Below are 26,046 nucleotides of genomic sequence, written 5' to 3'. Positions count from 1 at the left end.
GGAGGCAGGAGGGCCGCCCGCCTGAAAACCGCGCCGGTCGGAAACTCAAAGCTTAAACGGCCACGCTGGCAACCGACTCGCATGGCTAGCTTCGAGGAAGCATCAGATCGAATCCTGAACAAACAGATTTGCATGCGCTGTAACGCCCGGAACCCCCAGCGCGCACAGCAGTGCCGGAAGTGCGGCTACGGGAACCTTCGCCCGAAGGCGAAGGAGACGCGCAGCGCCTGAGACAGTCTCACTTCTCACTCGCCGCGAGTCGACCAGCGACGGCGCTCTCTACCGACTCTCACTCGTCGGGGTACTTCGGCTCGCGGCGCTCGGCCCGATCTAAGGCCCGTTCGACCACTTCACGCACGTCACCGTGGAAGACGCTCCCGTGACCCGAGTACATGTGCTCGACGCCGTCGGGCATCCGGTCTAACAGTTCTCGGATGCTCTCGATGAGTCGCTCGCGGGACTGGCCGGGGTAGTCCGTGCGGCCGAACGACCCGTCGTCGAACGCGCCGTCGTCGTGGACCACCACGTCGCCCGAGAACAGCGAGTTCGCCGAGACCAGCGAGACGTGGTCGTCGGCGTGGCCGGGCGTGTACACCACGTCGCAGGCCTCGTCGCCGACGAGCAGTTCGTCGCCGTCGACGAGTGCGTTGTCCCGGCGCGCGTGGTCGCCGTAGGCGTACAGCGGCGCGTCGAACGCGTCGAGCACCGCGTCCAGTCGCTCGACGTGGTCGCCGTGCTGGTGGGTCAGGACGACGGCGTCCAGCGAGTCGGTGTGGTCTCGAATCGCGTCGACCACGCCCTCCATCGCGCCCGCGTCGACGAGTGTGGTGCGCTCGCCGATGGCGAGGTAGGCGTTACAGGTGAACGTCTCGGCGTCGGCGGTGACGTTGTGGACCTCCATGTCCGTGCCGTGTGGCGGGAGTCGCTTGAGTGTTTGTGGCGGCGCGGTGGCGTCGCCGTCGGGCCGTGCCAGTCGCCGAAGCTATACGTCGAGAGGCGGAGGGTCACCACATGGCATCCGTCACGGTCTGGAACGAGTTCGTCCACGAACGCGAAGGCGGGGACGCCGCCGAGGTGTACCCCGACGGCATCCACGCGACCATCGCCGAGGCGCTCGACCAACGGGGTCACGACACCCGCACGGCGACGCTCGACGACCCGGAGCACGGCCTCACCGAGTCGGTACTCGACGAGACGGACGTGTTGGTGTGGTGGGGCCACGTCGCCCACGACGAGGTCGACGACGACGTCGTCGAGCGGGTCGCCGAACGCGTCTACGACGGGATGGGTCTGCTCGTCCTCCACTCGGCACACGCCTCTAAGCCGTTCAAGCGACTGCTGGGGACGCCCTGTGACCTGACGTGGCGCGAGGTCGGCGAGCGCGAACGCTGCTGGGTCGTCGACCCCGGACACCCCATCACCGACGGCCTCGACGACTCGCTGGTCATCGAGGAGGCCGAGATGTACGGCGAGCCGTTCGGCGTCCCGGAACCCGACAGGCTCGTGTTCACCTCGTGGTTCGAGGGCGGCGAGGTGTTCCGGAGCGGGTGTTGCTACCGGCGGGGCCGCGGGAACATCTTCTACTTCCGGCCGGGCCACGAGACGTATCCCATCTACCACCGCGAGGACGTCCAGCAGGTGTTGGACAACGCCGTCCGGTGGGCCACGCCGAACGAGGGGGCCGACGCCCACGCCGGCAACCGCAACGTCGACCCGCGCGAGTCGCTGTAGCCCGTCCGCCGCTTCTGGTCGATATTTCCCTCTCTCGCGCCCATGCGTGAGATACACGATTCCCCGTTCGAAACGGCGAGTGATTTTTCACGGTGAACTACATAGTTGTACACGTACCATGGGGTTCGGGAGCTACGACGAGTCGGAACAAGACAATCAGGAGTACGACACAGAGTTCGACGACGAGGATGGGCTTGACGCCGAGGAGAACGCCCACGAGGGCGCCGTCGAATACGAATTTACCGCGTCGAACGACGAACTACTCGACCGGCTGAAAGACATCAAGGAGGACGAGAACACGAACACGTGAAAGCCGGCGTCCGTGCGCTCGGCGTCGCCGAATCGTATCGCGAGTCGACCAGCCACCTCGCGGGCACCGTCGTCCGCGCCAGCCGCGTCGTCGACGGGTTCGTCTTCGACACCTGCACCGTCGGCGGGCGCGACGCGACCGAGACTATTTGTGCGATGGTCGACCGACTGGACCGTGAGGACGTCCGCTATCTCTTGGTCGCCGGCATCGCGCCGGCGTGGTTCAACGTCCTCGATTTGCACGCGATTCAGGGCCGGACCGACCTGCCGACCATCTCGGTCACGTTCGAGTCCTCGCCGGGACTGGAGAGGGCCATCCGCGAGGCGTTCGACGACCCCGACGCCGTCGCGGCCCGCCTCGACACGTACCGCGCCCAGCCAGACCGCCGCCCGGTCACGGTCAACGGCGAGACGGTGTACGTCCGCGCGGTCGGTATCGACGACGACGCGGCCGCCGACGTCGTCCGCGGGTTCACCCCGGAGGGCGGCCGGCCCGAACCACTGCGTGTCGCCAGACTGGCCGCCCGTGGGCTTGTCGACGCCGAGTGACCGACAACCGCCGGTCTTGATACGACCCGGGCCGAACGACGAGTATGGAGCAGATGGACGGGTTGGACGTGGTCGCCTGCGAGCGCTGCGAGGAACTCTGTGCGTCGCGGTCCCGAATCGTCAACGGCGTCGGCCCGGCCGACGCGGACCTCCTGTTCGTCGGCGAGGCGCCGGGCGCCAACGAGGACGAACAGGGCGAACCGTTCGTCGGCCGCAGCGGCGACGTGCTGGACGACGGCCTGCGCGAGGTGGGACTCGACCGCGGCGACGTCCGCATCACGAACTGCGTGCGCTGTCGCCCGCCGGACAACCGCGACCCGAGGAAGGGGGAACTCGCCAACTGCCGCGAGTATCTGGAGGCCGAAATCGACCGCGTCGACCCGGAACTCGTAATCACGCTCGGGAAGGTGCCCGCCGAACACCTGCTGGGCCGGGACGTGGCGGTCACCGGCGAGGCCGGCGACGTGGTCGACGTGACCGTCGAGGGCGAACCGCGGCGCGTGATGGTCTGTGTCCACCCGGCGGCGACGCTGTACGACCCGGGTCAGAAGGAGACGTTCGCGTCGACGCTGGCGAAGGCGGCCGACTTCACGGACGGCGAGAGCGGCCAGCGACGGCTGGGGGACTACTAGACCACTTTTTGCTGCGTCGGGTGTCCTCGCGCGCTCTCCGAGCGCTTTCCGAGCGCGCTGCGGGCACCACTCCTTGCAAAAACCTGGGGAAAAAGGCGGGACCTCGCTTCGCTCGGTCCCGTGAAACCGTGCCGCCGGCGCGGGATGCTCACACTTCGGGCCTGCCCTTCCCCGCCGGCGCGCGACGGAGCGCGCGCCTGGCCACCACATACCGCTCGCGAAACCTGACCGAAGGGGAACGCACTTAGCCCGCCTCGGCCTACTCGCGCACATGAACACCAGACAGACCGCCGCCGAGGTGGTCGTCGTCGACTACGGACTGGGGAACCTCCGGAGCGTCACGCGCGGCCTCGAACGCGCCGGCGCGAGCGTCACGCTCTCGGAGGACCCGGCCGACTTCGACGCCGCCGACGGCATCGTCCTCCCCGGCGTCGGGGCCTTCTCCGAGGGCATGGACAACGCCGGGCCGTTCCGCGACGCACTCGTCGAACAGGCCGAGGCCGGCAAACCCCTGTTCGGCATCTGTCTCGGGATGCAGATGCTCCTGACCACCAGCGAGGAGGCCGACCACGCCGGTCAGGGCGACGCCGAGGGACTGGACCTCGTCCCCGGGAAGAACGTCCGCTTTTCGCGCGACCAGACGGTGCCCCACATGGGCTGGAACGAACTGCACGTCCAGCGCGACCACCCCCTCGTCGAGGGCGTCGACAGCGTGGGGTCTTCGACCCCACGGGCAGACGGAACCCGTGGTTCCGTCGACGGCCAGTACGCCTACTTCGTCCACTCGTACTACGCCGTCCCCGACGACGAGGAGAGCGTCGTCGCCACCACCGACTACGGCGTCGACTTCGCCTCCGTCGTCGCCAACGAGGCCGGCAACGTCTTCGGCACCCAGTTCCACCCCGAGAAGTCGGGCGAGACGGGTCTGCGTATCCTGCGGAACTACGTCGACTACTGCGTCGACCAGCGGTAACCACACGGTCGAGCGGGAGTGGACGGCCGACTCAGTTTCGCCCTCGGTGGATCAGCCACCGACTGATCGGCCCTTCCCGCTCGGAGTCCCGCTCACTGACGGTCAGATAGAGAAAGAGGACGACCCAACTCCCGAACGCGAGCGCGTCGCTGAGGCCGGCAAACAGCGTTGCGACCGGCCAGGCGAGCGAATGGGGAACGTCGTTCTCGGTCGCGCTCACACGGACGAACAACGCTAGCGTCACTGCCGGCACGATCGTCAGCAGTCCGGTGACGAGGAAATCCGACTCGCTCGGCATCGGACCGAACAGGAGTGGCAGTCCGGGCATATTTCCAACACACGAGGTGCGAATAAAGTAGTGTCGTCAAGTACCGGACCGTACCGTCCCCGTGGCCGACGCTCCCTCGGTCTACACGCCTGCTGTCGGTATCCGGGATGCCGTTCGTCAGTGGCGAGCATACCGCGCCGGCGGTGCGGTTTCACCGTCAGAGCAAGCTCTGACGAGCCCTGCGTTCACGCTGTTCACGCAGGACACCGGAATCGCCGCCGGCGATTCCGGCCTTTTTAGCGTAGATTTTTGCGGCGAGTGGTGCCCACAGGCCGCCGGAGGCGGCCGAGGACACCCGAGCCGGAAAAAGGTACTATAGGAAGTCCCGCACGTCCGAGTACCACATGTCGTGGTCGTCGACGGCGTCGATGGCCTCGGCGATGCGGACGGCGATGGCGTGCCAGCACAGGTCGTCGGGGTCCTCGCTGTCGAGGTTGTACTCGGCGTCGGCACACGGACAGCCGCCGTTCTCGACGATGTACTCGTCCTCGTAGCCGACGACGACGGTGAAATCGCGATAGCCTTTGACGCGACTCTCGCCGACGGCCTCGATGGCGCGCTGTCCGCGGTCGCCGTGGGCGTCGACGATAGCTGTCACTGCCTCCGGGGAGAGTGTCCCCTCGGATTCCAGCAGCGCAACCCAGTCGTCGACGGCGGTCACACGCTGGCTAGGCAGAGGTGTGACAAAACAGCGTCGTCTCCCTCGGTCCGCGAGGGCCCCGGAACCATAAACAGGGAGCGAACCCACGATGTGTCATGGTCGGCGCTGTCCCTTGGCTCGCACTGGGATCGTTCGCGTCGGGGGTGGGGTCGCTGTATCTGCTGGCTCAACTCCGCGACCACTGGGACAAGCCGGGTGCGAAGTGGTTCGTCGCGACCATCGCGACCATCACGGTCTGGTGTGGCACCTACGGCGTCGCCGTCCTCGCCTCGACGCCGCTCGTCCGCCGGGGACTGGAGGCGGTGACGTGGGTGTGTCTGGTGTGGATCGGGTTCTTCTTCCTCGCGTTCGCGCTGGGGTACACCGGCCGGACGACGATTCTCGAGAGTCGGCTGTTCACCGGTTTGGCCGCCGTCCCGGCCGCTGGCTCCCTACTGGCGCTGACGAATCCGTTCCATACGCTCCTGTGGGACGACTTTCGTCCGCTGGCGGTCGATGGGGCCTCGCTCGTCCAGTACACCTTCCAGCCGTTGGGGTACGTCGTCGTCTTCGTCGCCATGCTGTTCGTCGTGTTCGGGACGGTGCTGGTGTTCGACACCGTCATCAGCTACGGCCCGCTGTACCGTCGCGAGGCCATCGCCGTCGGACTGAGTCCGGTCCCGCCCGGCCTCGCGGTGCTGGTGTGGGCGCTGGGCATCGGCCCGACGGCGAACCTGACGACGCTCGCGTTCCTCCCACACATCGCGTTGGACTCGTATGCCTTCATTCGGAGCGGTATGTTCGAGTTCCACCCGGCGACTCGTCGGGCGGGCGAGCGGGCGGCCATCGACGACATCGCGACGCCGGTGGCCATCGTCGACGTCGACGGCCGCATCGTCAACCTCAATCCGGCCGCCGAGTCGATGCTGGGCGTCGAGAAGCGGTCGGCGCTGACCGACCCGCTGGACGGACTGCTCGTCGGTGATACGTTTACCGTCGGCGAGGCCTACGACCGGTTCGCCGTCGAGAACGGCGGCCGGCGGGACGTCTACAAGGTCCAGCAGACGGAGTTACGCGACGCGGGCGACACCCATCTGGGGTACACCGCCGTCTTTCAGGACATCACCGACGAGATACAGCGCGAGCGCAGACTGGCGGTGCTGAACCGCTTTCTCCGCCACAACGTCCGCAACGAGAGCGTCGTCATTCAGGCCCGCGCCGAGTTGCTGGCGGCGGAACTGGAGGGCGAACCGGCCGACCACGCCGCGACCATCGAACGGGCCGTCGACCGCCTCGTCGAATCCGGCGATAAGGCCCGCACGCTCTCGACGGCCGGCGTCGACGCCGAGGATATCGAACCGGTCGCCCTCCGTGAACGCATCGAGGACACCGTGAGACCGCTCGCCGAGGAGTACGGGGGGACCGTCGACGTCGAGGTACCCGACGGCCTCACGCTCCGGACCCAGCCAGTGTTACTTGGCGTCGTCGTCACCAACCTCGTCGAGAACGCGCTGCAGCACGTCCCCGAGGCGACCGTCGAAGTGAGTACTCGCATCGAGGGTGACGACGTGGTCCTCACCGTCGCCGACAACGGCCCCGGCGTTCCCGAACACGAACTGTCGGTGATCGAACGGGGGCGGGAGACGGATTTGGACCACGGAAGCGGCATCGGTCTGTGGCTGGTTCACTGGGCGGTCCAGACGCTCGAAGGCGACCTCGCCTTCGACACGAGCGACGGGACGACGGCGACGGTCCGACTCCCGCGCGAACGCGCCGTCGTCAGCGATCCCGCCGCGGCCTGACCCACCTTCGAACGACTTAACGGCGCCCGCACGGAGAGACGGGTATGCGCGTCAGCGAGGGGCAGGTCACCGTCTCGGTTCCCGAACAACCGGATGCCGGCAAGGGAGCGGACGTGTTCTTCAACCCCGTACAGGAACTGAACCGTGACCTCACCGTGGCGGCGCTGCGGGCCTACCGGGAGCGCGACGACCGCGTCGAGCGCTATCTGGACGCCACCGCCGCCAGCGGCATCCGCGGGGTGCGAGCGGCCGCCGACGGGTGGGAGACGACGCTGTGTGACGTCGACGACGACGCCGTCGCGCTCTGTGAGGACAACCTCGCTCGCAACGACCTCGCGGCCGAGGTTCGCCACCAGAACGCCAACGTCCTCATGCACTCGGAGGCGTTCGACGTGGTCGACGTCGACCCGTTCGGGACGCCGATTCCATTCGCCGACGCCGCCGTGCAGGGGACGAAACACCTGCTCTGTGTCACGGCCACCGACACCGCGCCGCTGTGTGGCGCTCACTTCGAGAGCGGCGTCCGGAGTTACGGTGCCGTCCCGCGAAACACCGAGTTCCACGCCGAGATGGGGATGCGCGTCCTGCTCTCGGCGATGGTGCGGACCGCCGCCCGCTACGACATCGCGGCCCGGCCGATTCTCAGCCACGCCACGAAACACTACGCTCGCACGTACCTCGACTTCGAACACGGCGCGCGGGTCGCCAACGACTGCATCGACGAACTGGGCTACGTCCACCACTGCCAGCACTGCCTGTGGCGCGACCACGACTACGGCCTCATCGCCGACGCGCCCGACGCCTGCCCGGTCTGTGACGAACACCTTCAGACCGCCGGCCCCATCTGGTTAGGTCGGACCTGCGACCCCGACTTCGCGGCGTCGGTCAGCGACCACCTCACCGAGGACATGGGAACGGCCGAGAAGGCCGCGGAACTGCTGGCGACGCTCGGAGCCGAACTCGACACGCCGACCCACTACGACCAGCACCGCCTCTGCAAGCGGTGGGGTCGCGGTGCCGAGGCGATGGACACCTTCATCGAGAAACTCCGAGACGCGGGCTACGACGCCTCCCGCTCGCACTACGGCGGGACGACGTTCAAGACGGACGCCGACGTGACGGAGATTCGGGACGCGACGGCGGAGTAGCCGGGTTATCGCCCGTTGACCTGCCGGCCGCTATCGCCCGTCAGCGATCGGACGAGGCCGTAGGCCAGCAGGTACACCGGTCGAAGGAAGTAGTTCGCCATCCCGGCCAACCCGAGCAACCCGCCGAGCGCCTGTACCTCTTCGGGCGTCGCGCCCAGTTCGAGGACGAGCGGGGCGGCCGCGATAGCCGGCGCCAGCCACAGCGAGTCCAGCAGGCTGTCGACGTCGATGCCGACGACGAAGCCGACCCCGCCCTCGTCGGGACGGGTGAGATACAAGCCGCCGGCCAGCGCGAGCAACAGGACGACCAGCGGGAGCGACGCCGGTACGCCGGCGACGCCGAGTGCGAGCAACAGGCCGGCCGCGACGAGCAACAGTATCGTCACCTGCATCGTCGCCGACCGGATGGCCATCTCCGTCTCCATGTCTCGGTGCTCGCTCGGCCCGAGTATAAACCCTGTGTGGCCGGGTCGGGTCTTAACCCATTTGAGGGTCGACCGACAAGGTGGTGTTCGTGTCGTCCCGCTACAACCCCGTCCGTGCCCTCCTGCTGTTCGTCGGCGGCCTCCTCGCTCGCGCCGGCCTCGCCGAACGCGAGCGAATCGCACGGGCGACGGACCTCTCGTGGCCCCGCATCGTCACGGGACTCGCCCGGATGTCGAAGTCGACGGCGGACGTGGCGATGGTGGGGCTGGCTATCGGGCCGACGGCCATCGCCGGTGTCGGGTTCGCCTCGCCGTTCTGGGGGCTGGCGTTCGCGCTCGGCGGCGGCGTCGCTGGCGGGACCATCGGGATGGTGTCCCAACGGTTCGGCGCCGACGCCCGCGAGGAACTGGGGTTGACGGTGACGACGAGCGCCGCCGTCGTCCTCGCCATCACGCTCCCGGTGACGGCGGCGTACTGGCTCTACCCCGGGTTTCTGGTCGAACTCGTCGGCTCCGGAGACGCCGCCGTCGGCTACGGCGAACGCTATCTCAAAGTCGTCTCCATCGGCGTCCCGTTCGCCGCGCTGAACCTCGTCGGCAGTCGCACCCTCGTCGGGGCCGACGACGCCTACGCGCCCATGCTCGTTCGCGGGGGTGGCGCCGTCGTCAACGTCGTGTTCAACGCCACGCTCATCTTCGGGTTGGGGATGGGCGTGGTCGGGGCCGCCGTCGGCACCGTCGTCGCGAACGTCCTCGTCACCGCCGCCTTCGCCGTCGGCCTCGCCCGCGGCGGTCTGCCCGGCGTCGAGTTCCCCGTACAGATTCCGCTCTCGCGACCGTTCCTCGATGCGTCGCTGGCCCGTGACCTCGCGTCGATGGGGACGCCGCTCGTCGGAACGAACCTCGCCCGGACGGGCGCGCAGTTTCCGCGCCTGTTCATCGTCGGCCTGTTCGGCCCGACCGTCGTCTCGGCGTACGTCGTCGCTCTGCGGGTCCGAATGCTGCTCGACACGCCGAACTGGGGGCTGAGTTTGGCCTCCAGTAGCCTCGTCGGGCAGGCGCTGGGCGAGGACGACGAGCGCGAGGCGACCGAGTGGGCGCGGACCGTCCTCCGTCTCGGCATCGGCGTCTACGTCCTCGTCGCCGCCGCGCTCACGCCCTTCTCCCGCCAGATTAGCCGTCTGTTCGTCGACGACCCGGCCGTGATCGGACTGGTGACGGTGTTCGTCGCCGTCGCCTGCGCCAGCGTCGTCTTCCGCGGCGTCGACGGCGGCGCGACGGGACCGCTCCGGGCCAGCGGCGACACCCGGTGGCCGCTGTACTCCCAACTCGCCGGGATGTACCTCTTTGCGCTCCCAGTCGCCTACGTGGGTGTGCTCGTCCCGCGAATCGGCCTGTTCGCGCTGTACGCCTCCCTGCTCGTGGAGACGGCCGTCCCCGCCGCTATCACCTACTACCGGTTCGACTCCGGGACGTGGCGGGTGGTCAGTCGGGCCTATCGGCCCGACGCCGCGCTGGACGACTAGCGAGCCTCACCGGCGACGCCGTGGCGTAGCGCCGACATATTTGTATCGGCCGCCCGAGACACCGACGTGGACCGCAAACGCGCCGTCGCCGTCGTCAGCGAACTCGTCCAGACGGTTCGCGAGGACCAGATCTCGTTTCTGGCGGCCAGCATCGCCTACTACATGTTCGTCTCCGTCTTCCCGCTCCTGTTGCTCTCGCTGGTCGTCGGGTCGATAGTCGGCGGCGAGGCGTTCGCCGAGAGCGTCGTCGGCGCCGTCGGGTCGGCGCTGTCGCCCGCCGCCGCCGACCTCCTCGAAGACGCCCTGACGAGCGCCGTCGGACGGGGCGGTGCGACGGTGTTCGGGTTGGCCGTGACCGTCTGGGGCGCGCTGAAGGTGTTTCGCGGACTCGACCTCGCGTTCTCGCAAATCTACGGTACGTCGGGGGACGACTCCTTCGTCGGCACGGTGGTCGACGCCGCGTCGGCACTGGCGGGTATCGGACTGGCGCTCGCGGGTCTGTTCGTCGTCGGGTCGCTCGGCGCGTTCTTCGGCGTCACCGTCGCTCTCGGCGGACTGGCGCTGATCCCCGTCCTCACCGTCGCCTTCCTGCCGCTGTACTACCTCTTTCCGGACGCGGACCTCTCGCTCCGCGAGGCCCTGCCCGGGGCGTTGCTCGCCGCCGTCGCCTGGACGGTGTTCGGGACCGCCTTCAGCATCTACGCCTCGCAGGCCGGGAGCTTCCAGTTGTACGGCGTCATCGGCGGCGCGCTCTTGCTGGTGACGTGGTTTTACTTCGCCGGCCAGATTCTGCTCGTCGGGGCGGCGTTCAACAAGGTCCTCCTGGGCGATATGGACCGGCAACTACAACAGGAACCGCTTCGACGGTCCAGCAAAGCGATGAGCGAGGACGCCGACAGGCCGTCGGGCGAGACGCCACCGCCGGACGCTACCGGTGCCGGCGACGACCTGACCGACGAGGAACTCGAACAGTTACGCGAGGAGTTCGAGTCGTTCCGCGACGACATCGAGGACCGCACGCTCCACCAGGACGACGTCAAAGACGACCTGAAGCAGTACGTCCGTCGGCGGATGCGCCGGGGACACGCCCGTGGCTGGGGTCCCTACGTCGTCCTCCTCTATGGCACGATTATGACCCTCGGGGCGTTCTACTACCTGCAAGATCAGGGGCTCTGGGCCGTACTGGCGATGCTCGTCATCTGGCTCTCGACGCTCGGTCTGTACGTCGTCATGTTGCTCGTCGGCGTCACCTTCCGCGTGACCGGGCTCCCCGGCATCGCCATCGACAAGGTCCGCGACTGGCGTAGATGAGCCGAACCGTCGGCGTCACGGACCTCCTCTCGGAGCTTCCGGATGTGGCCGTCGTGGGCTTCGCGCTGGTCACGCAACTCGGCGACTTCTGGTTCGCCGCGTCGGCCTGTCTGCTCGCCTACTGGGTCGGCACGCAGACGCCATGGCTCGGTCGGGGCTTGACACGCGACCGAGCGGCGCGACTCCTCGGTCTGCTTTCCTGTGCCGTCGCGCTCGCCGTCGGACTGAAAGCGGTGTTCGTCCTCCCACGACCGCCGGGTGCGGGGACGGCGTCGAACGCTCACCTCGTTCCAGCCGTCCTCAGAGGCGTCTACGAGTCGATGGCCACCGGCGACGGCTACGGCTTCCCGAGCGGCCACGCGACGACGGCCGTGCTGGTGTGGGGCGGGTTCGCCGCGACGCTCCGAGCCGGCACCCGCCGCGCCCGCTACGCCGTGGCCGGGGTCGCCGTCGTGCTCGTCTCTCTGTCCCGACTCGTAATCGGCGTCCACTATCTGGTCGACGTTCTGGCCGGCGTGGCCATCGCGGGGACGGCGCTCTGGGTGGTCCTGACGTACCTGCGACGGCCAGACCGAGTGTTCGCGTTCGCCGCGGCGCTGGCGCTCGTCGGCGTCGCGGCCGGCGGACTGACCCGCGACATGGCCGCCGGACTGGGGCTCGCGGCGGGCGGCGCGCTCGCGTGGCCGTTCCTGCCGAGCGTCCCCGAACCGACCCGGCGGGGTGCGGTGGTGACGGTCGTGCTTGGCGCACTCTCGATAGCGGTGCTCGCGGTCGGCATCGCCGCCGCCGAGTCCGTCCCGCCGCTGGTCGCGCTCTTGGCAGGTACCGGGATGGCGCTGTCGCTGGCGCTGCCGCTCGTCGGCGAGCGCGTCGCGAAAAAAACGTGAAGACGGATCCCGCTTAGAACTTCTCGAGGTACTGGTCGAGTTCCCACTGGGAGACGTCGACGAGGTACTCCTTGTGCTCCTGGCGCTTGGCTTCGACGAAGTTCTCGAAGACGTGTTCGCCCAGTGCGTCCTGTACGACTTCGTCCGCTTCGAGGGCGTCGACGGCCTCGCCGAGGTTCTCCGGCAGCGTGGTGATGCCGTACTCCTCGCGCTTCTGCTCGTCGAACTCGTAGATGTTCTCGCGGACCGGGTCGTCGCACTCGAGCTCCTTCTCGATGCCGTCGAGACCCGCGTGGATGAGCGCGGCGAGGGCGAGGTACGGGTTACACGACGGGTCGGGGAAGCGAGCCTCGATACGCGAGGCGGCCGGCGTGCGGGCGGCCGGCTTGCGGATGAGCGCCGAGCGGTTGCGGTCGGACCACGCGACGTAGACGGGTGCCTCGTAGCCGGGGACGAGTCGCTTGTAGGAGTTCACGGTCGGGTTCGTGACCGCGGCGAGCGCGGGGGCGTGCTCTAAGATGCCGGCGGTGAACTGCTTGGCCTCCTCGCTGAGGTTGAACTCGTCGTCCTCGTCGTGGAACGCGTTCTCGCCGTCCTCGGTGAACAGCGAGATGTGGGTGTGCATCCCGGAGCCGTTGATGCGCGGGATGGGCTTTGGCATGAACGTCGCGTGCAGGTCGTGTTCGGCCGCGATGGCGCGAACGACGGATCGGAAGGTGGCGACGTTGTCGGCCGTGGTCAGGGCGTCGTCGTACGTGAAGTTGATCTCGTGCTGGCCCTGTGCGACCTCGTGGTGGGACGCTTCGATGTTGAAGCCCATCTCCTCGAGGCCGTAGATGATGTCACGGCGGACGTCGGAGGCGAGGTCCTTCGGCGCGAGGTCGAAGTAGCCACCGGCGTCGTTGGTCTTCGTCGTCGCGCGCCCGTCCTCGTCCTCCTCGAAGAGGAAGAACTCCGGCTCGGGGGCGGCGTTGACTTCGTAGCCGAGGTCGTTGGCGCGCTGGATGGCGTCTTTCAGGACCCCGCGCGGGTCGCCCGAGAACGGCTCGCCGGTCGACGTGTTGATGACGTCACAGATGAGGCGAGCGCTGGAGCCGCCCTCGACGCTCTCGCGCCACGGCAGGACCGCGAACGTCGTCGGGTCCGGGTCGAGTCGCATGTCGGACTCCTGAATGCGGACGAAGCCGTCGATGGACGACCCGTCGAAGTAGATGCCCTCGGTGAAGGCCTTCTCGGCCTGATCGGCCGTGATGGAGACGTTCTTGACGGTGCCGAGGATGTCTGTAAACTGCAGTCGCAGGAAGTCGACGTTCTCTTCTTCGATCTCGTCGAGTACCTCCTGTGCTTCCGGTGAGAGTTCGCTTGTCATCTTTGGACACCGGGTAGGAACATTGCTACCACTAAAATACTGCCGTTTTACGCAAGGATTCCGAGGCTGTGCCCAGCAGTTGGACATTCGTAAAATTCTAATCCCCCGAGAACGTGTGTGGGTGTAATGACGTACGAAAATCTCGACCGCAAGTTGGTAAATGCGCTTCTGGGGGACGGACGGGCGAGTCTCCGAAGTCTCGGTGAGGACCTCGACGTCTCCGTCACGACCGTCTCGAACCACCTCTCCGCGCTCGAAGAGGACGGCATCATCAACGGCTACACACCGAAGGTCGACTACGACGCGCTGGGGTACGACGTCACGGCTATCATCCAACTCAAGGTAGAGGGGTCCTCGCTCCCCGACGTGACCGAGAGTCTCAAACAGCACAAGCAGATGATATCGGTGTACGAGGTCACCGGTGACTACGACATCATCGCCGTCGGGAAGTTCATGGACACCGATGGGATGAACGCCCAGATCAAAGAACTGCTCACCGACCCCGAGATAAACGAGTCCAACACGTCGGTCGTCCTCAATACGGCGACCGAACACGAGCAGTTCGAACTGGACCTTCAGGAGTAACCCTTTCTGCCGTTCGTCTGCCCGGGGACCCGTGAGACCGATGGGTTCTTGACTGACTGGTCAGTTAGTTACTGATAATGAGCGACGGCGACACCTCCGAAGAGATCATGGGCGCGACCTACCGCGCGCTGTGTGCCCACGGGTACGCCGACCTGACGATGCAGGACATCGCCGACGAGTCCGAGAAGAGCAAGGCGGCGCTGCACTACCACTACGACAGCAAGCACGACCTGCTGTGTGCCTTCCTCGACTACCTCTACGACGGGTTCGTCGAGCGAACGTCCGACGTCGGAGGGGAGGACCACCACGAGACCCTCCTCGAACTCGTCGACGCGGTGCTGGACAAGCCCGACGACGACAGCGAGCAGTTCGGGACGGCGATCCTCGAAATCCGGGCACAGGCACCCTACGAACCCCGCTTCCGCGAACGGCTGACGCGGTTCGACGAGTACCTCGCGGACGAACTCACGACCGTCCTCGAAGCCGGCGTCGAAGACGGGACCTTCGATCCGGAGATGGATCCCGAGGACACCGCGCAGTTCGTCGTCACGGTGCTGACCGGTGCGGCCACCGAACGCGTCACGTCCGGCCGCTCCGTCGAGTGCACGCGGCGGATGCTCGCCGAGTACGTCGAGACCCACGTGCTGGCGACCGAACGGGAGGTCGAGGCGTGACCGTCCGCGACCGGATGGCCGCCCTCGGCGAGCGACTGGGCGGTCTGTTCAAAGGCCAAGAGGACCTCGAACTCACCAGCGGCCCCATCGGCAAGCCCCTGCTGTATCTCTCCTTTCCCATCGTCATCACCAACCTCCTGCAGGTCGCGTACAACCTCGCGGACACCTTCTGGCTGGGGCAGTACTCCACGACGGCGCTGGCGGCCATCTCCTTCGCGTTCCCGATGATATTCCTGCTCATCTCGCTGGGGATGGGCCTCTCGGTGGCCGGGAGCGTCCTCGTTGCCCAGCACACCGGGGCCGACGAACCCGAGGAGGCGGAGTACGCCGCCTCCCAGACGCTCACCTTCGCCGTCGGGGCCTCGGTCGTCCTCGGCGCCGTCGGTTACTTCTTCGTCGAGGACTTCCTCGCGTTGCTCGGGGCCTCACAGCAGGTCCTGCCGGGTGCGACGGGCTACCTGCAGGTCGTCTCGCTTGGCCTGTCGACGATGTTCGGCTTCTTCGTGTTCATCTCGCTGATGCGCGGGGCCGGCGACACCGTCACGCCGATGCTCGTGATGTTCGGCACCGTCGTCCTCAACATCGCCCTCGACCCGTTCCTCATCTTCGGGTGGGGGCCGCTCCCCGAACTCGGCGTCGTCGGCGCGGCCGTCGCCACCGTCTTCTCCCGTGGGCTCGCGTTCGCCGTGGGCGTGGCACTCATGCTCCGCGGGAACCGTGGCATCCGCGTCAACCCGAGAGACATGGTGCCTGACTTTACGTACTTCCGGAAACTGCTCGAACTGGGCATCCCGGCCTCCGTCGAGGGGACCGGGCGAGCGCTGTCGGTCAACGCGATGCTGTTCATCGTCGGGACGTTCTCCGTGACCGTCGTCGCCGCGTTCGGCGTCGGCATCCGCGTGTTCTCGCTGGTGTTTATGCCCGCCATCGCGATGGACCGCGGCGTCGAGACGATGACCGGCCAGAACCTCGGCGCGGACCGACCCGACCGCGCCGCGAAGGCCAACCACTTCGCCGCGAAGTTCTCCTTCGTCATCCTGACCGCGCTCGGCGCCGTCACCATCTTCGCCGCGCCGACCGTCGTCAGCGTGTTCAGCGACGACCCCGCGGTCGTCGAAATCGGCGCCGAGTTCCTCCAGTGGGTCGCGCCCACCTTCGGGTTCATCGGCATCGTCCGCTCGTACTCAGGCGGGTTCCGCGGGTCGGGCAAGACGCTCACCGCGGCGGCGCTCGCGGTGACGATGCTCGGCGTCATTCGCTTGCCCGTCGCGTGGGTCGCCTCTCGGTCGGTGGTGGTCCCGGCGTGGCTCGGCCCGACCGTCGTCGACGCCTTCGCCTTCTCTCTGGCCGAACAGGGCATCTGGCTGGCATTCAGCGTCTCGAACGTCCTCGCGGCCGGTATCGCCGCCGCGTGGTTCCTCCGCGGGACGTGGCGCGAGGCCGACCCCCGTGCCGAGGGTGTCGCTATCGCCGACGACTGACGGGGACTGCTGTGGCCGTTTCCCGGTATTCGCCGACCCCGTGAGCAGATACCGACGACGGTCGGTCTGCCGCGCCACGTCGTGTGACGGCCGTCTGACGTACGTTCATGGGGGAACGCCCGTAATCATCGACGCATGAGTAGCGGCGCACAGTCGGGGGACCGGGACGGTGAGCGACTGCTCGCGGTGTTCGGGCGGCCCCTGCTCGCGGCGCTCGACGGCGACGCCCCGCGCGAGGCCGCCCGCGCACTCTGTCTGCTCGCCGACGCCGACGAGTCGCTCTCGCGCTCGCTCGCGACGCGACTCCTCGACCACCTCTCGGCGGCCGACGACCGCCGCCCGTTCGTTCGGACGCTGGCGACCCTCGCCACGGACCACCGGGAGTCGGTCCGGACGGCGCTGGCCGACTGCGACGCGCCCCGCCGGGTCCGGACCGCTATCGACGAGGCCGACGGCTGGTCGTTCGCCGAACGGGCCGACGGCGGCAGCGTCACCGACGCGGTTCGGCAGGTCGTCGAGACGCACGACACGCGCGACCCCGGTCCGGGCGTGGCACAACGAGCGAGTACCGACGACGGGCCGGCCGCCGATGCGGACCGCGCGGCCGAACGGGCACACCGCGGCGACCCGGCGGCCGTCGACAGACGCGACCGACTGGCCCGTGCCGAGCAGTCCCGCGCCTTCCGGGCCATCAAACTGTTCGGCGAGTTCGACGACCTCGCCGTCGTCGAACCCGAGCAGGCGATTCGATACGGGTCTGTCCTGCGTACACGTGCGACCCTCGACGGCGAGGAACGCGGCGTCGCCCTGCGCCTGTTCGACCTGCCCGACGAGGCCGACGCCCGCACCGAGTTCGCCGCCGGCGTCGCCGAGTCGCTGGCTCGCTGGGCCGGCGTCGCCGACCACGACGGGTTGGTGACTGTCCACGACTGGGGCGACCATCCGCGGCCGTGGGTGGCGACGCCGTACCTCGACGGCTCGCTGGCCGACCGGGGCCGGCCCAGCACCGAACGCGCCCTCCGCGAGGTGGCTCACCTCGCGGGCGCGCTCGCGAACTGCCACCGAAACGGCCTCGTCCACGGCGGTATCGACCCCGAGACTGTCGTCTACCCCGTGTCGTCGCTGGAGGGGGTGCCGGCCCCACGGCTCGACAACGTCGGCCTGATGGACACCGTGCGCGCACACTTCGAACCGTCGGCGTACTTAGACCCCCGCTACGCCGCTCCGGAGTACTTCTCGCGGGAGTACGGGGGTATCGACGCCGCGACGGACGTGTACGCGCTGGGGACGGTGTGTTACCGCCTGCTGACCGGCCGCCCGCCGTTTTCCGGCGAGTACGATGCGGTTCGCCGCGGCGTCCTTCAGGAGCGACCGCCGGCCCCGACGTCGGTGGACCCGCGACTCCCGGCGGCCGTCGACGAAATCGTCACGAAGGCGACGGCCAAGGACAAACTCCGGCGCTACGAGACGGCCGCCGCAGTGCGGCGTGACTGTTGGCGACTCGTGCAGTCGCTGTAACCGCGACGAGCGAGGGGGCGGTCACGTCCGGGTGACCCGCCAGAAACGGCACAGCCCGGCGACCAGCGCAGCGACACCCACGGCGACCAACAGGAGCGCCGACTCGCTGCCGGCGAGGGGCGTACACCCGAGGACGTGCCCCCTGAGGCTCGTCTCACAGACGCTGCGAGCGGCAGCCAGACCCAGCACGATGGCGCCGGCCGCGACGAGCGAGAGCCCGGCCAGCAGGTCGGTCGTCAGCGTCCGCTGGCGCTCCATGGCCTCCCAGCGGTCCCGAACCGCTGCCCGTTCCCTGTCGGTGCCACGCTCCATACCGGATTTGTTTGGTACGAGTTGACATAACGATAACTGTCGTATCTCACACCACCTGCCCGGACTGCAACGCTGCGACCAGTAGCGTCACGGTCAGCACGCTCGCCACCGTCGTCACCAGCACCGTCGCGCTGGTGAACTCGCCGGGGGCGACACCGTCCGTCTCGCGGCTGAACGCGCCGACGAGGATGAGCGTCGTGACGCCGGTGGGCGTCGCGAGCAGGAGGACGACGACGCGGGCGACGGTGGGGTTCGCGAAGCCGGCCAGCAGGACGACACCGGTGGCGACGACGGGCGCGAGCAGGAGGCGAAGCCCGCTCGCCGTGCCGACCGGGCGGAGCGTGTCCGTCCCGTCGACAGTCGAGAGTTGGATGCCGAGGATGAGCAACATCACGGGGATGGAGGCGTTGCCGAGCAGTTCCAGCGTCGTCATCAGTGTCGAGGACTCGGGCGGAACGACGCCGAGCCATCGGGCCGCCAGCGCGACGACGACGGCGTACACCAGCGGCACGCCGAACACCCGGCGCATGTCCGACAGCGGGTTGCTGTCGCCCCCGCGGGCCGCGACGTAGATGCCGAGGGTGTACAGGAGGACGCCCTGTAACGCTGTCACCAGCACCGCCACGCTCCGCCCTGTCTCCCCGAACGCGAAGTCGGCGAGCGGGATGCCGTAGTTGCCCGTGTTCGGGAAGACGGTGACGAGGACGAACGCCCCCAACAGCGGCTCCGAGTGGCCCGAGAGGCGGCCGACGAGTTCGGCGACGAACAGCATCGCCGCGGTGAACCCGAAGACGGCAAGCACCACCTGTACGATGGTCCCGCCGGCCAGTTCCGAGGTGGTCAGACTGTGGACCACGAGCGCCGGCGCGAGGACGTACACGGTGACGGTGGTGAGGCCGTCTGCCTCTATGCCCTCGTGGCGACCCAGCAGGAAGCCGATGGCCGCGACGCCGACGACGGGAAGGATGGCCGACGCGAAGATACTCAGCAGTGACACGCGCACACTCTCGTAGCGACGGCAAGAACCCTTTCGACTTCGCTCGCTACCGTCGGCCGCCGATGGTCAGCAGAGCTTGTACCGTGCGATCTCTCGCGACCCGCACTCACGGCAGGCGTCCAGTCGCTGGTCCATCGTCGACCCGCAGATGCGACACTCATAGAGGATGCAGGACTGTGCCCCGTGTAACACTCGCGTGACCCACTTCACCACCGACATCGTGTCTCGCTCCGTTCCCCGCCGACTGTTGACCCGACCATAGCGGAGGCAGCCAGCCCGGAGAAAAAACTGTATGTACCGGGTACACACTTTTGCGTGCCAGCTATCGCAGTATCGCTCCTCGCCGATGGCGATCTCTATCCCAGCTGATTTCGTCGTATCGTCGATTACTCACCGGATACCTATCATATCGATACTGACAGTGCGTAGATGTCTCTGGCATGGTGCCCAGTCACACACCAGTGTCCGTGCTGTCGTTCCAACCGACCGGCAGTGTGACTCGGCCCGGACGGCGCGTCGAGACGTCGTCGGTCGAGTCCGGGAGGGGACTGGGGCCTCGTCACTGGACGGGCCACCGGCTACGGACGCGAGGGACGGAGAGAAAATCGTTCGGAAGCGATACAGCGGCAGGCGGTCGGGGGATGGCTCGATGGGGCTCGCGGGCTACTGACCGTGTGCGCGCCCGAGGGGTCTGGAGCCCCGGACCCGCACTCGGCTCACGAGACGACGGCCCGTTCGCCCGTTCGAAGAGACTCGCGTACGCTCGCCTCTCTTACATCATGCCGCCCATGCCGCCGCCCATGCCGCCCATGCCGCCGCCCATACCGCCGGGCGCGCCGCCGGGGCCGCCGGGGCCGCCTTCCTCGTCGTCGTCGTCGCCCTGGCCACCCTTGAGGTCGCCAGCGGCGATGACGTCGTCGATGCGCAGGATCATGACGGCCGCCTCGGTGGCGGACTCGATGGCCTGGGTCTTGACGCGGAGCGGCTCGACGACGCCGTCTTCCTCCATGTCGACGACTTCGCCGGAGTAGGCGTCCAGCCCGAAGGTGACGTTGCCGCCGTCGTGCTTGCTGCGGAGGTCGACCAGCGAGTCGATGGGGTCGTGACCCGCGTTCTCGGCGAGGGTGCGCGGGATGACGTCGATGGCGTCGGCGAAGGCCTCGACGGCGAGCTGTTCGCGCCCACCGACGGAGTCGGCGTAGTCACGCAGGCCCAGCGCGAGCTGGGTCTCGGGGGCACCGCCGCCGGGGAGGACCTTGCCGTCCTCCAGCGTGGCGGCGACGACGCCGAGCGAGTCCTCGATGGCGCGCTCGACCTCGTCGACGACGTGTTCGGTGCCGCCGCGGAGGATCATCGTCACGGCCTTTGCGTCTTCGACGTCCTCGACGAAGATGCGCTCGTCGCCGGCGATGTCCTTCTGGGCGACGGAGCCGGCAAAGCCGAGGTCGTCGCTGGTGACGTCGTCGATGTTCGAGACGATGCGGGCGCCCGTCGAGCGCGAGAGGGCCTCGATGTCGGACTTCTTCGCGCGGCGGACCGCGAGGATGCCCTCCTGTGCGAGGTAGTGCTGGGCCATGTCGTCGATGCCCTTCTGGCAGAAGACGACGTCCGTGCCGGCCTCGACGAGCTTGTCGACCATCTCCTTGAGCTGGGCCTCTTCCTGATCGAGGAACTGCTGGAGCTGGTCGGGGTCGGTGACGTTGACCTCGGTGTCCAGTTCCGTCTCGGGGACCTCGATGGCCGTATCCAGCAGCGCGACGTCGGCGTCCTCGACGGCGAACGGCATGTTGTCGTGGACGCGCTCCTTGTCGACGATGACGCCCTCGACGAGTTCGGACTCGTCCGTGGCGCCGCCGACGACGGTCTCGAGCTGGATGTTGTCGGTGTCGACCGTGCCGTCGTCCTCGGCGACGGACTGGACGGCGCGGACGACGAGGTCGGCGAGGACGTCCTTCGAGGATTCGGCGCCCTTGCCGGTCATGGCCGTGCCGGCGACCTTCTCTAGGGTCTCGGTGTCGTCGGCGTCGACCTCGATGGCGTTCTCTTCGAGAATCTCCTTGGCCTTCTCGGCGGCCTGACGGTACCCCTGCGCCAGGATGGTGGCGTGGATGTCCTGATCGAGGAGTTCCTCGGCCTTCGACAGCAGTTCACCGGCGATGACGACGGCCGTCGTCGTGCCGTCCCCGACCTCGTCCTCCTGGGTCTGGGCGACTTCGACGATCATGTTGGCCGCCGGGTGCTCGATGTCCATCTCGTCGAGGATGGTCACGCCGTCGTTCGTGACGACGACCGACCCGGAGTTGTCGACGAGCATCTTGTCCATGCCCTTCGGGCCGAGTGTCGTCCGAACGGCCTCTGCCACGGCCGTGCCGGCCGTGATGTTCATCGACTGGGCGTCCTTCCCTGAGGTGCGCTGGGACTCCTCGGAAAGTACGATCATGGGCTGGTTGCCCATCTGCTGTTGAGCCATAGTCAGACGATGATTGAATGTGCTTCTATATAATGCTTTTGCTGCCGGACGATGTATCACCGTACTGTCTATCGCTCTCGGCGGTGTGGCACTGTCTGTCGTGGTGTGTTTAAATAGTCTCTCTCGGACGTCTGGGCGGGTAAGCGTGAACTGTCGAGAGGATTCCTCACGCGTTCGTCCGAACGAACGCACGGAGGGCACGTGGGCGTCCTCGACAGCATCACCGACCTGTTCGCATCGAAGTCGGTCGGTACGTCCCGCTGTGACACGGCGTTCGAAGTCGAGGCGGTGACGTTCATCACCCGCGTCTGATCAGGCTGACGTGGCGTCGGCGCTTCTCAGTGCCCCATCCCGAACCGCCGGTGGCGCAGTTCCGGCGTCACCTGTATCCGGTCGACGTCCTGTCCGGTGCGGTACCAGACGAACGCCGCCCGCGTGAACAACTCGCGGCACTCGATGCGCACCTCTCGGGGGACCCCCTCGGTTCGCTCGTGGATGTCCGCTATCGCGGCCCGAGTGAACTGGTCCGGGGTCTCGCCGTCGTACGGTTCTCCGCGGAAGTACGCCAGCGAGCGAGCGACGTACTCCGCGACGTCGTCCGGGGAGAACGGTTCGATGCCCTCGTAGTAGCGCAGTCGGGAGTCGAGCGTCCCGCGAATCTCTGCGACCCGGCGTTTCCCCTCGGGGGTCCCGGTCAGGAACAGACGGACGCCGGCGTCGCCGGCCACCTGCAACGGCGAGAGCAGGTCAGCCTCCAGCACCTCTATCTCGTCGACGACCAACAGGAGCGTCTTCCCGTGTTCGCGCACCCGCTCGACGATTTCACGGACCGCCGTCTTCGCCTCCGCCGTCGCCCACGGGATGCCGTTGCGCACCTGCGAGTAGTGTCCGAAGTCGACCGAGAAGCCGGCGGCGTAGGCCGCTTCGAGCACCGTCTGGTACAGCGCCCGCGCCGTCGTCTCTCGGGGATTGTCCAGATGCGTCACGACGAAGTCGTCGTGCTTCGAGAGGTCCCGCAGGACGATTTCGCGGAACGCCGACTTCCCGGTCCCGTAGGGGCTCACGAGGCCGATGTGCTGGTCTTGTAACAGCCACGAGGTGACCTGATTCAGCATCGCCGTGTCGTGGCGGACGTACAGCGGTTCGGGCATGTGATCGAGGCCGGCCTCCTCGGTAAAGGGGAGGTCCGTCACGTCCTCGGGGTCGCCGCCGAGCGCCTCCCCGAAGGCCAGCAGACGCTGTTCGACCTCGCGCAACTGGTCCAGCAGGACGCCCTCCGAGACCGTCTCCGAGCGCTCTTCGTCCTCGGCCCGAAGCCGTTCCAGCCGGTCCATCACGTCGCCGACGCTCTGGCCGGTGTCGGTCCCGCCGGCGCCGTCGCTGTCGTCTGACACGGTCGTTCTCCGCTATCGTTGACGGCCCGCGGCGTTATATGTTACGCCCGAACGGGAGGAAAAAGCCGCGTCGCCCGCTCACCCGGTGAACTGGTGGTACTCCAGTCCCTTGTGTTTCATCTCGTTGTGTTTGCGTTCGAGGAACGAGTAGACGGAGCCGTGGGGTGCGCCGTCGAGCAGCATCTCGGCGGCCTCGCGGACCGCGTCGACCTGTTCGGGGCCGCCGATGATACCCAGCGTCGACCCGTAGATGACGACGGCGGCGCCGGTCAGTTCCTGCATGAGTTCCCGGGTCCGCCCGCCCTCGCCGATGAGTCGGCCCTTCTGGCGACGGAGGTCGTTCTTGTTGCGGGCGGCGGCCTCGATGTCGATCATCTCGAACATCATCATGTCGTCTTCGAGCAGCGCCAGCGCGTCCTCGGGCGCGAACCCGCGGCCGATGGCCTTCACGATGTCCGGCCCCTTCAGCGCGGTCACGGGGTCGCCGACGGACTCGACCTTGACGGTCCCGTCCTCGGAGTCGATGTCCAGACGGACTTCCGCCCGCTCTTCGATTTCGCGCATGGTCTCACCACCTTCGCCGATCAGCACGCCGATTCGGTCCTGCGGAATCTTCACGTGTTTCATAATATGCTTCGGAGTACGGGGTTCTGCCTGTTTAAGACTTCGGCGTCTAGTCTCGGCGGTGTCTCCGGACGAACAGCCGACTGCAAACCACCAGAAAGCCCCCGGACGCTCGTACCGCCGCGAGTCGCTGTGCGCGCTCGCTTCGCTCGCGTGCTTGCTTCCTCGGGGCGGCGACGAGCGTCCGGCCCCTTTCAGTCCCACCCGTATCTCGTCTCCGGGCCGTCATGCGGTCGCTGGAGAACGTCTCGGTTAGTCCTCGCGTCGGTCCTCGGGCGTCCCCTGCGGAACGGCGTCGTCGTCGCTGCCGGGTGCGGTGTCGTCGTCGTCTTTCGGCGTCGCGTACTCCTTGACGTAGGCGAGCAGCTCGTCGGGCGTGGCGTCGACGCCCTGCCGGGCGAAGAAGTTCGCGACGTTCCGGCAGTCCCGTTCGAGGAACTCGTCGGCGTTGGGGTGGTGGATGGTGACCGCCTGCCCCAAATCGATGATGTACAGTTGCCCCTCGTGGAAGACGACGTTGTACTCCGAGAGGTCCCCGTGGACGAGGCCGGCGTCGTAGAGACGGCGGACGTACTCCTTGACGACCTCGTAGGCCGTCTCGGGGTTCTCGATGTGGACTTCGTTCAGCCGTTTGGCCCGGCCCTCCTCGGTGCCCAGATACTCCATCACGAGGACGTTGCGCTCGACGGCGATGGGTTCGGGCGTGCGAACGCCCGCGCGGCGGGCGCGCTTGAGGTTCGAGGACTCCTTGCGGACCCACGCGGTGACGACTTTCTTCTTGTCCGAGCCGATGCCCTCGAACCGGGGGTCGCCGTCCAGATACCCCCGCATGTCCTTGAAATCGGAGGCGTTGATGCGGTACACCTTCACCGCTACCTCCTCGTCGCCCGAGAGCGCGGTGTAGACGTTTGCTTCTTTCCCCGTCGAGATGGGGCCGCCGAAGGCGTCGATGTGGCCGTCCTGCACCAGTTTGTACAGCGCGCCGTAGGTGGCGTCGTCGAAGACGCTGGCCTCGACCTTGAACTGGTCGGCGTCCTTGATGCGTTTCCGGAACTCGCTGAACTCGCGGTCCCGCTTTCTGGCGATGCGGTCGGCCTCGGTGTCGGAGACGTCGATCTCCTCCCACTCGTCGCCGACGCCCTCGGCCTCGTCGGTTTCGAGCAGCCCGAACTCCGCCTCGCTGTCGCTCACGTCTGGGCCTCCGTCGAGGCTGTGGCGCGGTGCATTACGGCGCTACTCCTTGATGTGGCCCTCCTCGCGGAGCTGGTCAGCGTCTTGCTTCTCGTAGCGCCACGTGATGTCTGCTTTCTCGTCTTGCCAGTCCCACGGTTCGACGAGGACGACGTCGTCCTCGCGGATCCAGATACGCTTTTGCATCTTGCCGGGAATCCGGGCTGTGCGTTCGACGCCGTCCATACAGCGTACTTTCACGCGATTCGCGCCGAGCATGTTCGTGACGACGGCGAACACCTCGTCGTCGTCCGGCATCCGCAGGTCTTTCCGGCCCTCGTTGTCGCTCATAGCTGAGTGTTCGGCCCCGGGAGGGTTAAGTTTTGTACGATTGCCCGTCGCCAAGCGAGACGCCCGAGTGGTAAGGCACAAGGTCTGGCCACCGTAAGCGCCGCGCATGACTCTCAGGCTGCCCGCCGAGGCCGACGACTGGGCGCAGGCGTGGCGCGACCGGATCAACGACCGCGACGCCTTCGCCGAGGCCGCTGCCGACTTCGACGCGACGTTCTGCTTCGAGATTCAGGCCGACGACGTCTACGACGGTGACCCGATACGGTTCCTGGTCACTATCGGCGACGGCGTCTGTACGGACGCTCACCTCGTCGACGGCGACGCCGACTACGAGTTCGCGCTCCGCGGGCCCTACGAGGCCTGGGTGGCGATGTTACAGGGTGACCTCGACGTCTCCGAGTCCGTGATGAACGGCACCTTCGACGTGACCGGCAATACGATGACGCTCCTGCGCCGACAGGACGCCGTCGCGGAGATGGTCGGCGCAGCACAGGGCGTCGACACCGAGTTCGAGTACTGACCGACGGGCTTTTGTCCGCCCGCCGGGCGAACTCGGGTATGCTCGACAAACTCGGTGCCGCCGGTATCGCGGGCGTCGTCGTCCTGTTCGGTGGTATCGGCCTCGTCGCATGGAAGCAACCGATCGTAGCGGCCGGTATCGCACTCGTCGTCGGCGGCCTCGGCCTCGTCGTCTACGGCCTCGTCACGAGTCTGCTGGCCTCCTTCGGGATGGGGATGGGCGGCGGGATGCCCTAAGCGGCCCGCAAACCGAACGCGAAGCACGCCCCGCCGTCCGTCTCGACGGCCGGTCGTCGGATTCCTCGACGACGTCCGTCGGCA

General features: G+C 67.5%; 30 protein-coding genes. 17 read left to right on the top strand and 13 right to left on the bottom strand.

Features of this window, described 5'->3' with window-relative positions:
- The first annotated feature begins 81 nt into the window (after positions 1-81).
- A complete protein-coding gene (locus tag IEY28_RS16405) occupies positions 82-231 on the top strand; it encodes a 50S ribosomal protein L40e (RefSeq protein ID WP_166967608.1) in 150 nt (49 codons plus the stop codon).
- 58 nt (positions 232-289) lie between these two features.
- On the opposite strand, the gene IEY28_RS16400 is transcribed toward IEY28_RS16405, so the two are convergent.
- On the bottom strand, positions 290-901 hold the full coding sequence (locus IEY28_RS16400) for an MBL fold metallo-hydrolase (protein ID WP_189000288.1): 612 nt from the start codon (positions 899-901) through the stop codon (positions 290-292).
- A 110-nt stretch (positions 902-1,011) separates the two neighbouring features.
- Between IEY28_RS16400 and IEY28_RS16395 the strand changes: the two genes are divergently transcribed.
- The 5 genes from IEY28_RS16395 to hisH all read left to right on the top strand — a co-directional run bounded on the left by IEY28_RS16395 (position 1,012) and on the right by hisH (position 4,194).
- Entirely contained in the window at positions 1,012-1,731 is a 720-nt protein-coding gene (locus tag IEY28_RS16395; protein WP_189000285.1) for a ThuA domain-containing protein, read from the top strand.
- A gap of 118 nt (positions 1,732-1,849) precedes the next feature.
- Positions 1,850-2,041, top strand: a complete 192-nt coding sequence (locus IEY28_RS16390) for a DUF5786 family protein (RefSeq protein ID WP_166967614.1) — start codon at positions 1,850-1,852, stop codon at positions 2,039-2,041.
- On the top strand, positions 2,038-2,589 hold the full coding sequence (locus IEY28_RS16385) for an endonuclease dU (protein WP_189000282.1): 552 nt from the start codon (positions 2,038-2,040) through the stop codon (positions 2,587-2,589). The genes IEY28_RS16390 and IEY28_RS16385 overlap by 4 nt, the downstream gene beginning before the upstream one ends.
- 44 nt (positions 2,590-2,633) lie before the next feature.
- Positions 2,634-3,221: a uracil-DNA glycosylase gene (locus IEY28_RS16380; protein ID WP_189000279.1), complete on the top strand. Its 588-nt coding sequence runs from the start codon at positions 2,634-2,636 to the stop codon at positions 3,219-3,221.
- A gap of 271 nt (positions 3,222-3,492) precedes the next feature.
- Positions 3,493-4,194: an imidazole glycerol phosphate synthase subunit HisH gene (gene hisH / locus IEY28_RS16375; protein WP_189000274.1), complete on the top strand. Its 702-nt coding sequence runs from the start codon at positions 3,493-3,495 to the stop codon at positions 4,192-4,194.
- A gap of 31 nt (positions 4,195-4,225) precedes the next feature.
- Here the strand turns inward: hisH and IEY28_RS16370 are convergent, their stop codons facing one another.
- Together IEY28_RS16370 and IEY28_RS16365 are read right to left on the bottom strand one after the other, a co-directional pair.
- Positions 4,226-4,522: a hypothetical protein gene (locus IEY28_RS16370; RefSeq protein WP_189000272.1), complete on the bottom strand. Its 297-nt coding sequence runs from the start codon at positions 4,520-4,522 to the stop codon at positions 4,226-4,228.
- Positions 4,523-4,835: 313 nt separating this feature from the next.
- Positions 4,836-5,183 (bottom strand): hypothetical protein, encoded by a 348-nt coding sequence (locus IEY28_RS16365; protein ID WP_189000269.1) that lies wholly within the window; start codon positions 5,181-5,183, stop codon positions 4,836-4,838.
- Positions 5,184-5,278: 95 nt separating this feature from the next.
- Between IEY28_RS16365 and IEY28_RS16360 the strand changes: the two genes are divergently transcribed.
- A complete protein-coding gene (locus tag IEY28_RS16360) occupies positions 5,279-6,964 on the top strand; it encodes a histidine kinase N-terminal 7TM domain-containing protein (protein ID WP_189000266.1) in 1,686 nt (561 codons plus the stop codon).
- A gap of 44 nt (positions 6,965-7,008) precedes the next feature.
- The gene (locus IEY28_RS16355) at positions 7,009-8,112 is read left to right on the top strand and encodes a tRNA (guanine(26)-N(2))-dimethyltransferase (RefSeq protein ID WP_189000263.1); all 1,104 of its coding nucleotides are present in this window, start codon (positions 7,009-7,011) and stop codon (positions 8,110-8,112) included.
- Positions 8,113-8,117: 5 nt separating this feature from the next.
- Here the strand turns inward: IEY28_RS16355 and IEY28_RS16350 are convergent, their stop codons facing one another.
- Positions 8,118-8,537: a hypothetical protein gene (locus tag IEY28_RS16350; RefSeq protein WP_189000261.1), complete on the bottom strand. Its 420-nt coding sequence runs from the start codon at positions 8,535-8,537 to the stop codon at positions 8,118-8,120.
- Positions 8,538-8,626: 89 nt separating this feature from the next.
- Between IEY28_RS16350 and IEY28_RS16345 the strand changes: the two genes are divergently transcribed.
- The 3 genes from IEY28_RS16345 to IEY28_RS16335 all read left to right on the top strand — a co-directional run bounded on the left by IEY28_RS16345 (position 8,627) and on the right by IEY28_RS16335 (position 12,261).
- Entirely contained in the window at positions 8,627-10,063 is a 1,437-nt protein-coding gene (locus IEY28_RS16345; protein ID WP_189000258.1) for an MATE family efflux transporter, read from the top strand.
- A gap of 66 nt (positions 10,064-10,129) precedes the next feature.
- Positions 10,130-11,374: a YihY/virulence factor BrkB family protein gene (locus tag IEY28_RS16340; protein WP_189000255.1), complete on the top strand. Its 1,245-nt coding sequence runs from the start codon at positions 10,130-10,132 to the stop codon at positions 11,372-11,374.
- Entirely contained in the window at positions 11,371-12,261 is an 891-nt protein-coding gene (locus IEY28_RS16335) for a phosphatase PAP2 family protein (protein WP_189000252.1), read from the top strand. Before IEY28_RS16340 ends, IEY28_RS16335 begins: the two co-directional genes overlap by 4 nt.
- A gap of 13 nt (positions 12,262-12,274) precedes the next feature.
- On the opposite strand, the gene glnA is transcribed toward IEY28_RS16335, so the two are convergent.
- Positions 12,275-13,630: a type I glutamate--ammonia ligase gene (glnA, locus tag IEY28_RS16330; protein ID WP_189000235.1), complete on the bottom strand. Its 1,356-nt coding sequence runs from the start codon at positions 13,628-13,630 to the stop codon at positions 12,275-12,277.
- A gap of 126 nt (positions 13,631-13,756) precedes the next feature.
- On the opposite strand from glnA, the gene lrp reads away from it, so the two are divergent.
- The 4 genes from lrp (at position 13,757) to IEY28_RS16310 (ending at position 17,888) form a co-directional block, all read left to right on the top strand.
- Positions 13,757-14,215, top strand: coding sequence for an HTH-type transcriptional regulator Lrp (gene lrp / locus IEY28_RS16325; protein ID WP_166967637.1), 459 nt, complete (start codon positions 13,757-13,759; stop codon positions 14,213-14,215).
- A 77-nt stretch (positions 14,216-14,292) separates the two neighbouring features.
- Positions 14,293-14,889 carry a TetR/AcrR family transcriptional regulator gene (locus IEY28_RS16320; RefSeq protein WP_189000231.1) on the top strand — a complete coding sequence of 199 codons (597 nt, stop codon included), beginning with the start codon at positions 14,293-14,295 and terminating at the stop codon, positions 14,887-14,889.
- Positions 14,886-16,370, top strand: coding sequence for an MATE family efflux transporter (locus IEY28_RS16315; RefSeq protein ID WP_189000228.1), 1,485 nt, complete (start codon positions 14,886-14,888; stop codon positions 16,368-16,370). Before IEY28_RS16320 ends, IEY28_RS16315 begins: the two co-directional genes overlap by 4 nt.
- Before the next feature lie 135 nt (positions 16,371-16,505).
- Positions 16,506-17,888: a protein kinase domain-containing protein gene (locus IEY28_RS16310; protein ID WP_189000226.1), complete on the top strand. Its 1,383-nt coding sequence runs from the start codon at positions 16,506-16,508 to the stop codon at positions 17,886-17,888.
- Positions 17,889-17,909: 21 nt separating this feature from the next.
- Here the strand turns inward: IEY28_RS16310 and IEY28_RS16305 are convergent, their stop codons facing one another.
- From IEY28_RS16305 to eif1A, 8 genes are all read right to left on the bottom strand, one after another.
- Entirely contained in the window at positions 17,910-18,200 is a 291-nt protein-coding gene (locus tag IEY28_RS16305) for a hypothetical protein (protein WP_189000223.1), read from the bottom strand.
- Between the two features lie 46 nt (positions 18,201-18,246).
- Positions 18,247-19,197, bottom strand: coding sequence for an AEC family transporter (locus tag IEY28_RS16300; RefSeq protein WP_189000220.1), 951 nt, complete (start codon positions 19,195-19,197; stop codon positions 18,247-18,249).
- A 66-nt stretch (positions 19,198-19,263) separates the two neighbouring features.
- Positions 19,264-19,416: a hypothetical protein gene (locus tag IEY28_RS16295; RefSeq protein ID WP_189000218.1), complete on the bottom strand. Its 153-nt coding sequence runs from the start codon at positions 19,414-19,416 to the stop codon at positions 19,264-19,266.
- 553 nt (positions 19,417-19,969) lie between these two features.
- The gene (thsA, locus tag IEY28_RS16290; RefSeq protein WP_189000441.1) at positions 19,970-21,652 is read right to left on the bottom strand and encodes a thermosome subunit alpha; all 1,683 of its coding nucleotides are present in this window, start codon (positions 21,650-21,652) and stop codon (positions 19,970-19,972) included.
- Between the two features lie 353 nt (positions 21,653-22,005).
- Entirely contained in the window at positions 22,006-23,001 is a 996-nt protein-coding gene (locus tag IEY28_RS16285) for an ATP-binding protein (RefSeq protein ID WP_189000438.1), read from the bottom strand.
- 138 nt (positions 23,002-23,139) lie between these two features.
- Positions 23,140-23,688 (bottom strand): KH domain-containing protein, encoded by a 549-nt coding sequence (locus tag IEY28_RS16280; RefSeq protein WP_166967649.1) that lies wholly within the window; start codon positions 23,686-23,688, stop codon positions 23,140-23,142.
- Between the two features lie 249 nt (positions 23,689-23,937).
- Positions 23,938-24,876 carry a serine/threonine-protein kinase Rio1 gene (gene rio1, locus IEY28_RS16275; protein ID WP_189000215.1) on the bottom strand — a complete coding sequence of 313 codons (939 nt, stop codon included), beginning with the start codon at positions 24,874-24,876 and terminating at the stop codon, positions 23,938-23,940.
- 42 nt (positions 24,877-24,918) lie between these two features.
- Positions 24,919-25,206, bottom strand: coding sequence for a translation initiation factor eIF-1A (gene eif1A, locus IEY28_RS16270; protein WP_166967653.1), 288 nt, complete (start codon positions 25,204-25,206; stop codon positions 24,919-24,921).
- A gap of 106 nt (positions 25,207-25,312) precedes the next feature.
- On the opposite strand from eif1A, the gene IEY28_RS16265 reads away from it, so the two are divergent.
- Positions 25,313-25,726 (top strand): SCP2 sterol-binding domain-containing protein, encoded by a 414-nt coding sequence (locus tag IEY28_RS16265; RefSeq protein WP_189000212.1) that lies wholly within the window; start codon positions 25,313-25,315, stop codon positions 25,724-25,726.
- Positions 25,727-25,764: 38 nt separating this feature from the next.
- On the top strand, positions 25,765-25,962 hold the full coding sequence (locus IEY28_RS16260; RefSeq protein ID WP_166967657.1) for a DUF7470 family protein: 198 nt from the start codon (positions 25,765-25,767) through the stop codon (positions 25,960-25,962).
- The last annotated feature ends 84 nt before the right edge of the window (positions 25,963-26,046 follow it).

It is taken from the genome of Haloarcula pellucida (assembly GCF_014647235.1).
Classification (GTDB): Archaea; Halobacteriota; Halobacteria; order Halobacteriales; family Haloarculaceae; genus Haloarcula; species Haloarcula pellucida.
Note: the sequence above shows the minus strand (reverse complement) of the source record. Positions and strands in the feature narration are given on the sequence as shown.

Bases quoted from the DNA above. Each gene is read 5' to 3' on its own strand.
- IEY28_RS16405 (WP_166967608.1), top strand. From the start codon at position 82: ATGGCTAGCTTCGAGGAAGCATCAGATCGAATCCTGAACAAACAGATT.
- IEY28_RS16400 (WP_189000288.1), bottom strand. From the start codon at position 901: ATGGAGGTCCACAACGTCACCGCCGACGCCGAGACGTTCACCTGTAAC.
- IEY28_RS16395 (WP_189000285.1), top strand. From the start codon at position 1,012: ATGGCATCCGTCACGGTCTGGAACGAGTTCGTCCACGAACGCGAAGGC.
- IEY28_RS16390 (WP_166967614.1), top strand. From the start codon at position 1,850: ATGGGGTTCGGGAGCTACGACGAGTCGGAACAAGACAATCAGGAGTAC.
- IEY28_RS16380 (WP_189000279.1), top strand. From the start codon at position 2,634: ATGGAGCAGATGGACGGGTTGGACGTGGTCGCCTGCGAGCGCTGCGAG.
- hisH (WP_189000274.1), top strand. From the start codon at position 3,493: ATGAACACCAGACAGACCGCCGCCGAGGTGGTCGTCGTCGACTACGGA.
- IEY28_RS16370 (WP_189000272.1), bottom strand. From the start codon at position 4,522: ATGCCCGGACTGCCACTCCTGTTCGGTCCGATGCCGAGCGAGTCGGAT.
- IEY28_RS16360 (WP_189000266.1), top strand. From the start codon at position 5,279: ATGGTCGGCGCTGTCCCTTGGCTCGCACTGGGATCGTTCGCGTCGGGG.
- IEY28_RS16355 (WP_189000263.1), top strand. From the start codon at position 7,009: ATGCGCGTCAGCGAGGGGCAGGTCACCGTCTCGGTTCCCGAACAACCG.
- IEY28_RS16350 (WP_189000261.1), bottom strand. From the start codon at position 8,537: ATGGAGACGGAGATGGCCATCCGGTCGGCGACGATGCAGGTGACGATA.
- IEY28_RS16335 (WP_189000252.1), top strand. From the start codon at position 11,371: ATGAGCCGAACCGTCGGCGTCACGGACCTCCTCTCGGAGCTTCCGGAT.
- glnA (WP_189000235.1), bottom strand. From the start codon at position 13,630: ATGACAAGCGAACTCTCACCGGAAGCACAGGAGGTACTCGACGAGATC.
- lrp (WP_166967637.1), top strand. From the start codon at position 13,757: ATGACGTACGAAAATCTCGACCGCAAGTTGGTAAATGCGCTTCTGGGG.
- IEY28_RS16320 (WP_189000231.1), top strand. From the start codon at position 14,293: ATGAGCGACGGCGACACCTCCGAAGAGATCATGGGCGCGACCTACCGC.
- IEY28_RS16310 (WP_189000226.1), top strand. From the start codon at position 16,506: ATGAGTAGCGGCGCACAGTCGGGGGACCGGGACGGTGAGCGACTGCTC.
- IEY28_RS16305 (WP_189000223.1), bottom strand. From the start codon at position 18,200: ATGGAGCGTGGCACCGACAGGGAACGGGCAGCGGTTCGGGACCGCTGG.
- IEY28_RS16295 (WP_189000218.1), bottom strand. From the start codon at position 19,416: ATGTCGGTGGTGAAGTGGGTCACGCGAGTGTTACACGGGGCACAGTCC.
- thsA (WP_189000441.1), bottom strand. From the start codon at position 21,652: ATGGGCAACCAGCCCATGATCGTACTTTCCGAGGAGTCCCAGCGCACC.
- IEY28_RS16285 (WP_189000438.1), bottom strand. From the start codon at position 23,001: ATGGACCGGCTGGAACGGCTTCGGGCCGAGGACGAAGAGCGCTCGGAG.
- IEY28_RS16280 (WP_166967649.1), bottom strand. From the start codon at position 23,688: ATGAAACACGTGAAGATTCCGCAGGACCGAATCGGCGTGCTGATCGGC.
- eif1A (WP_166967653.1), bottom strand. From the start codon at position 25,206: ATGAGCGACAACGAGGGCCGGAAAGACCTGCGGATGCCGGACGACGAC.
- IEY28_RS16265 (WP_189000212.1), top strand. From the start codon at position 25,313: ATGACTCTCAGGCTGCCCGCCGAGGCCGACGACTGGGCGCAGGCGTGG.
- IEY28_RS16260 (WP_166967657.1), top strand. From the start codon at position 25,765: ATGCTCGACAAACTCGGTGCCGCCGGTATCGCGGGCGTCGTCGTCCTG.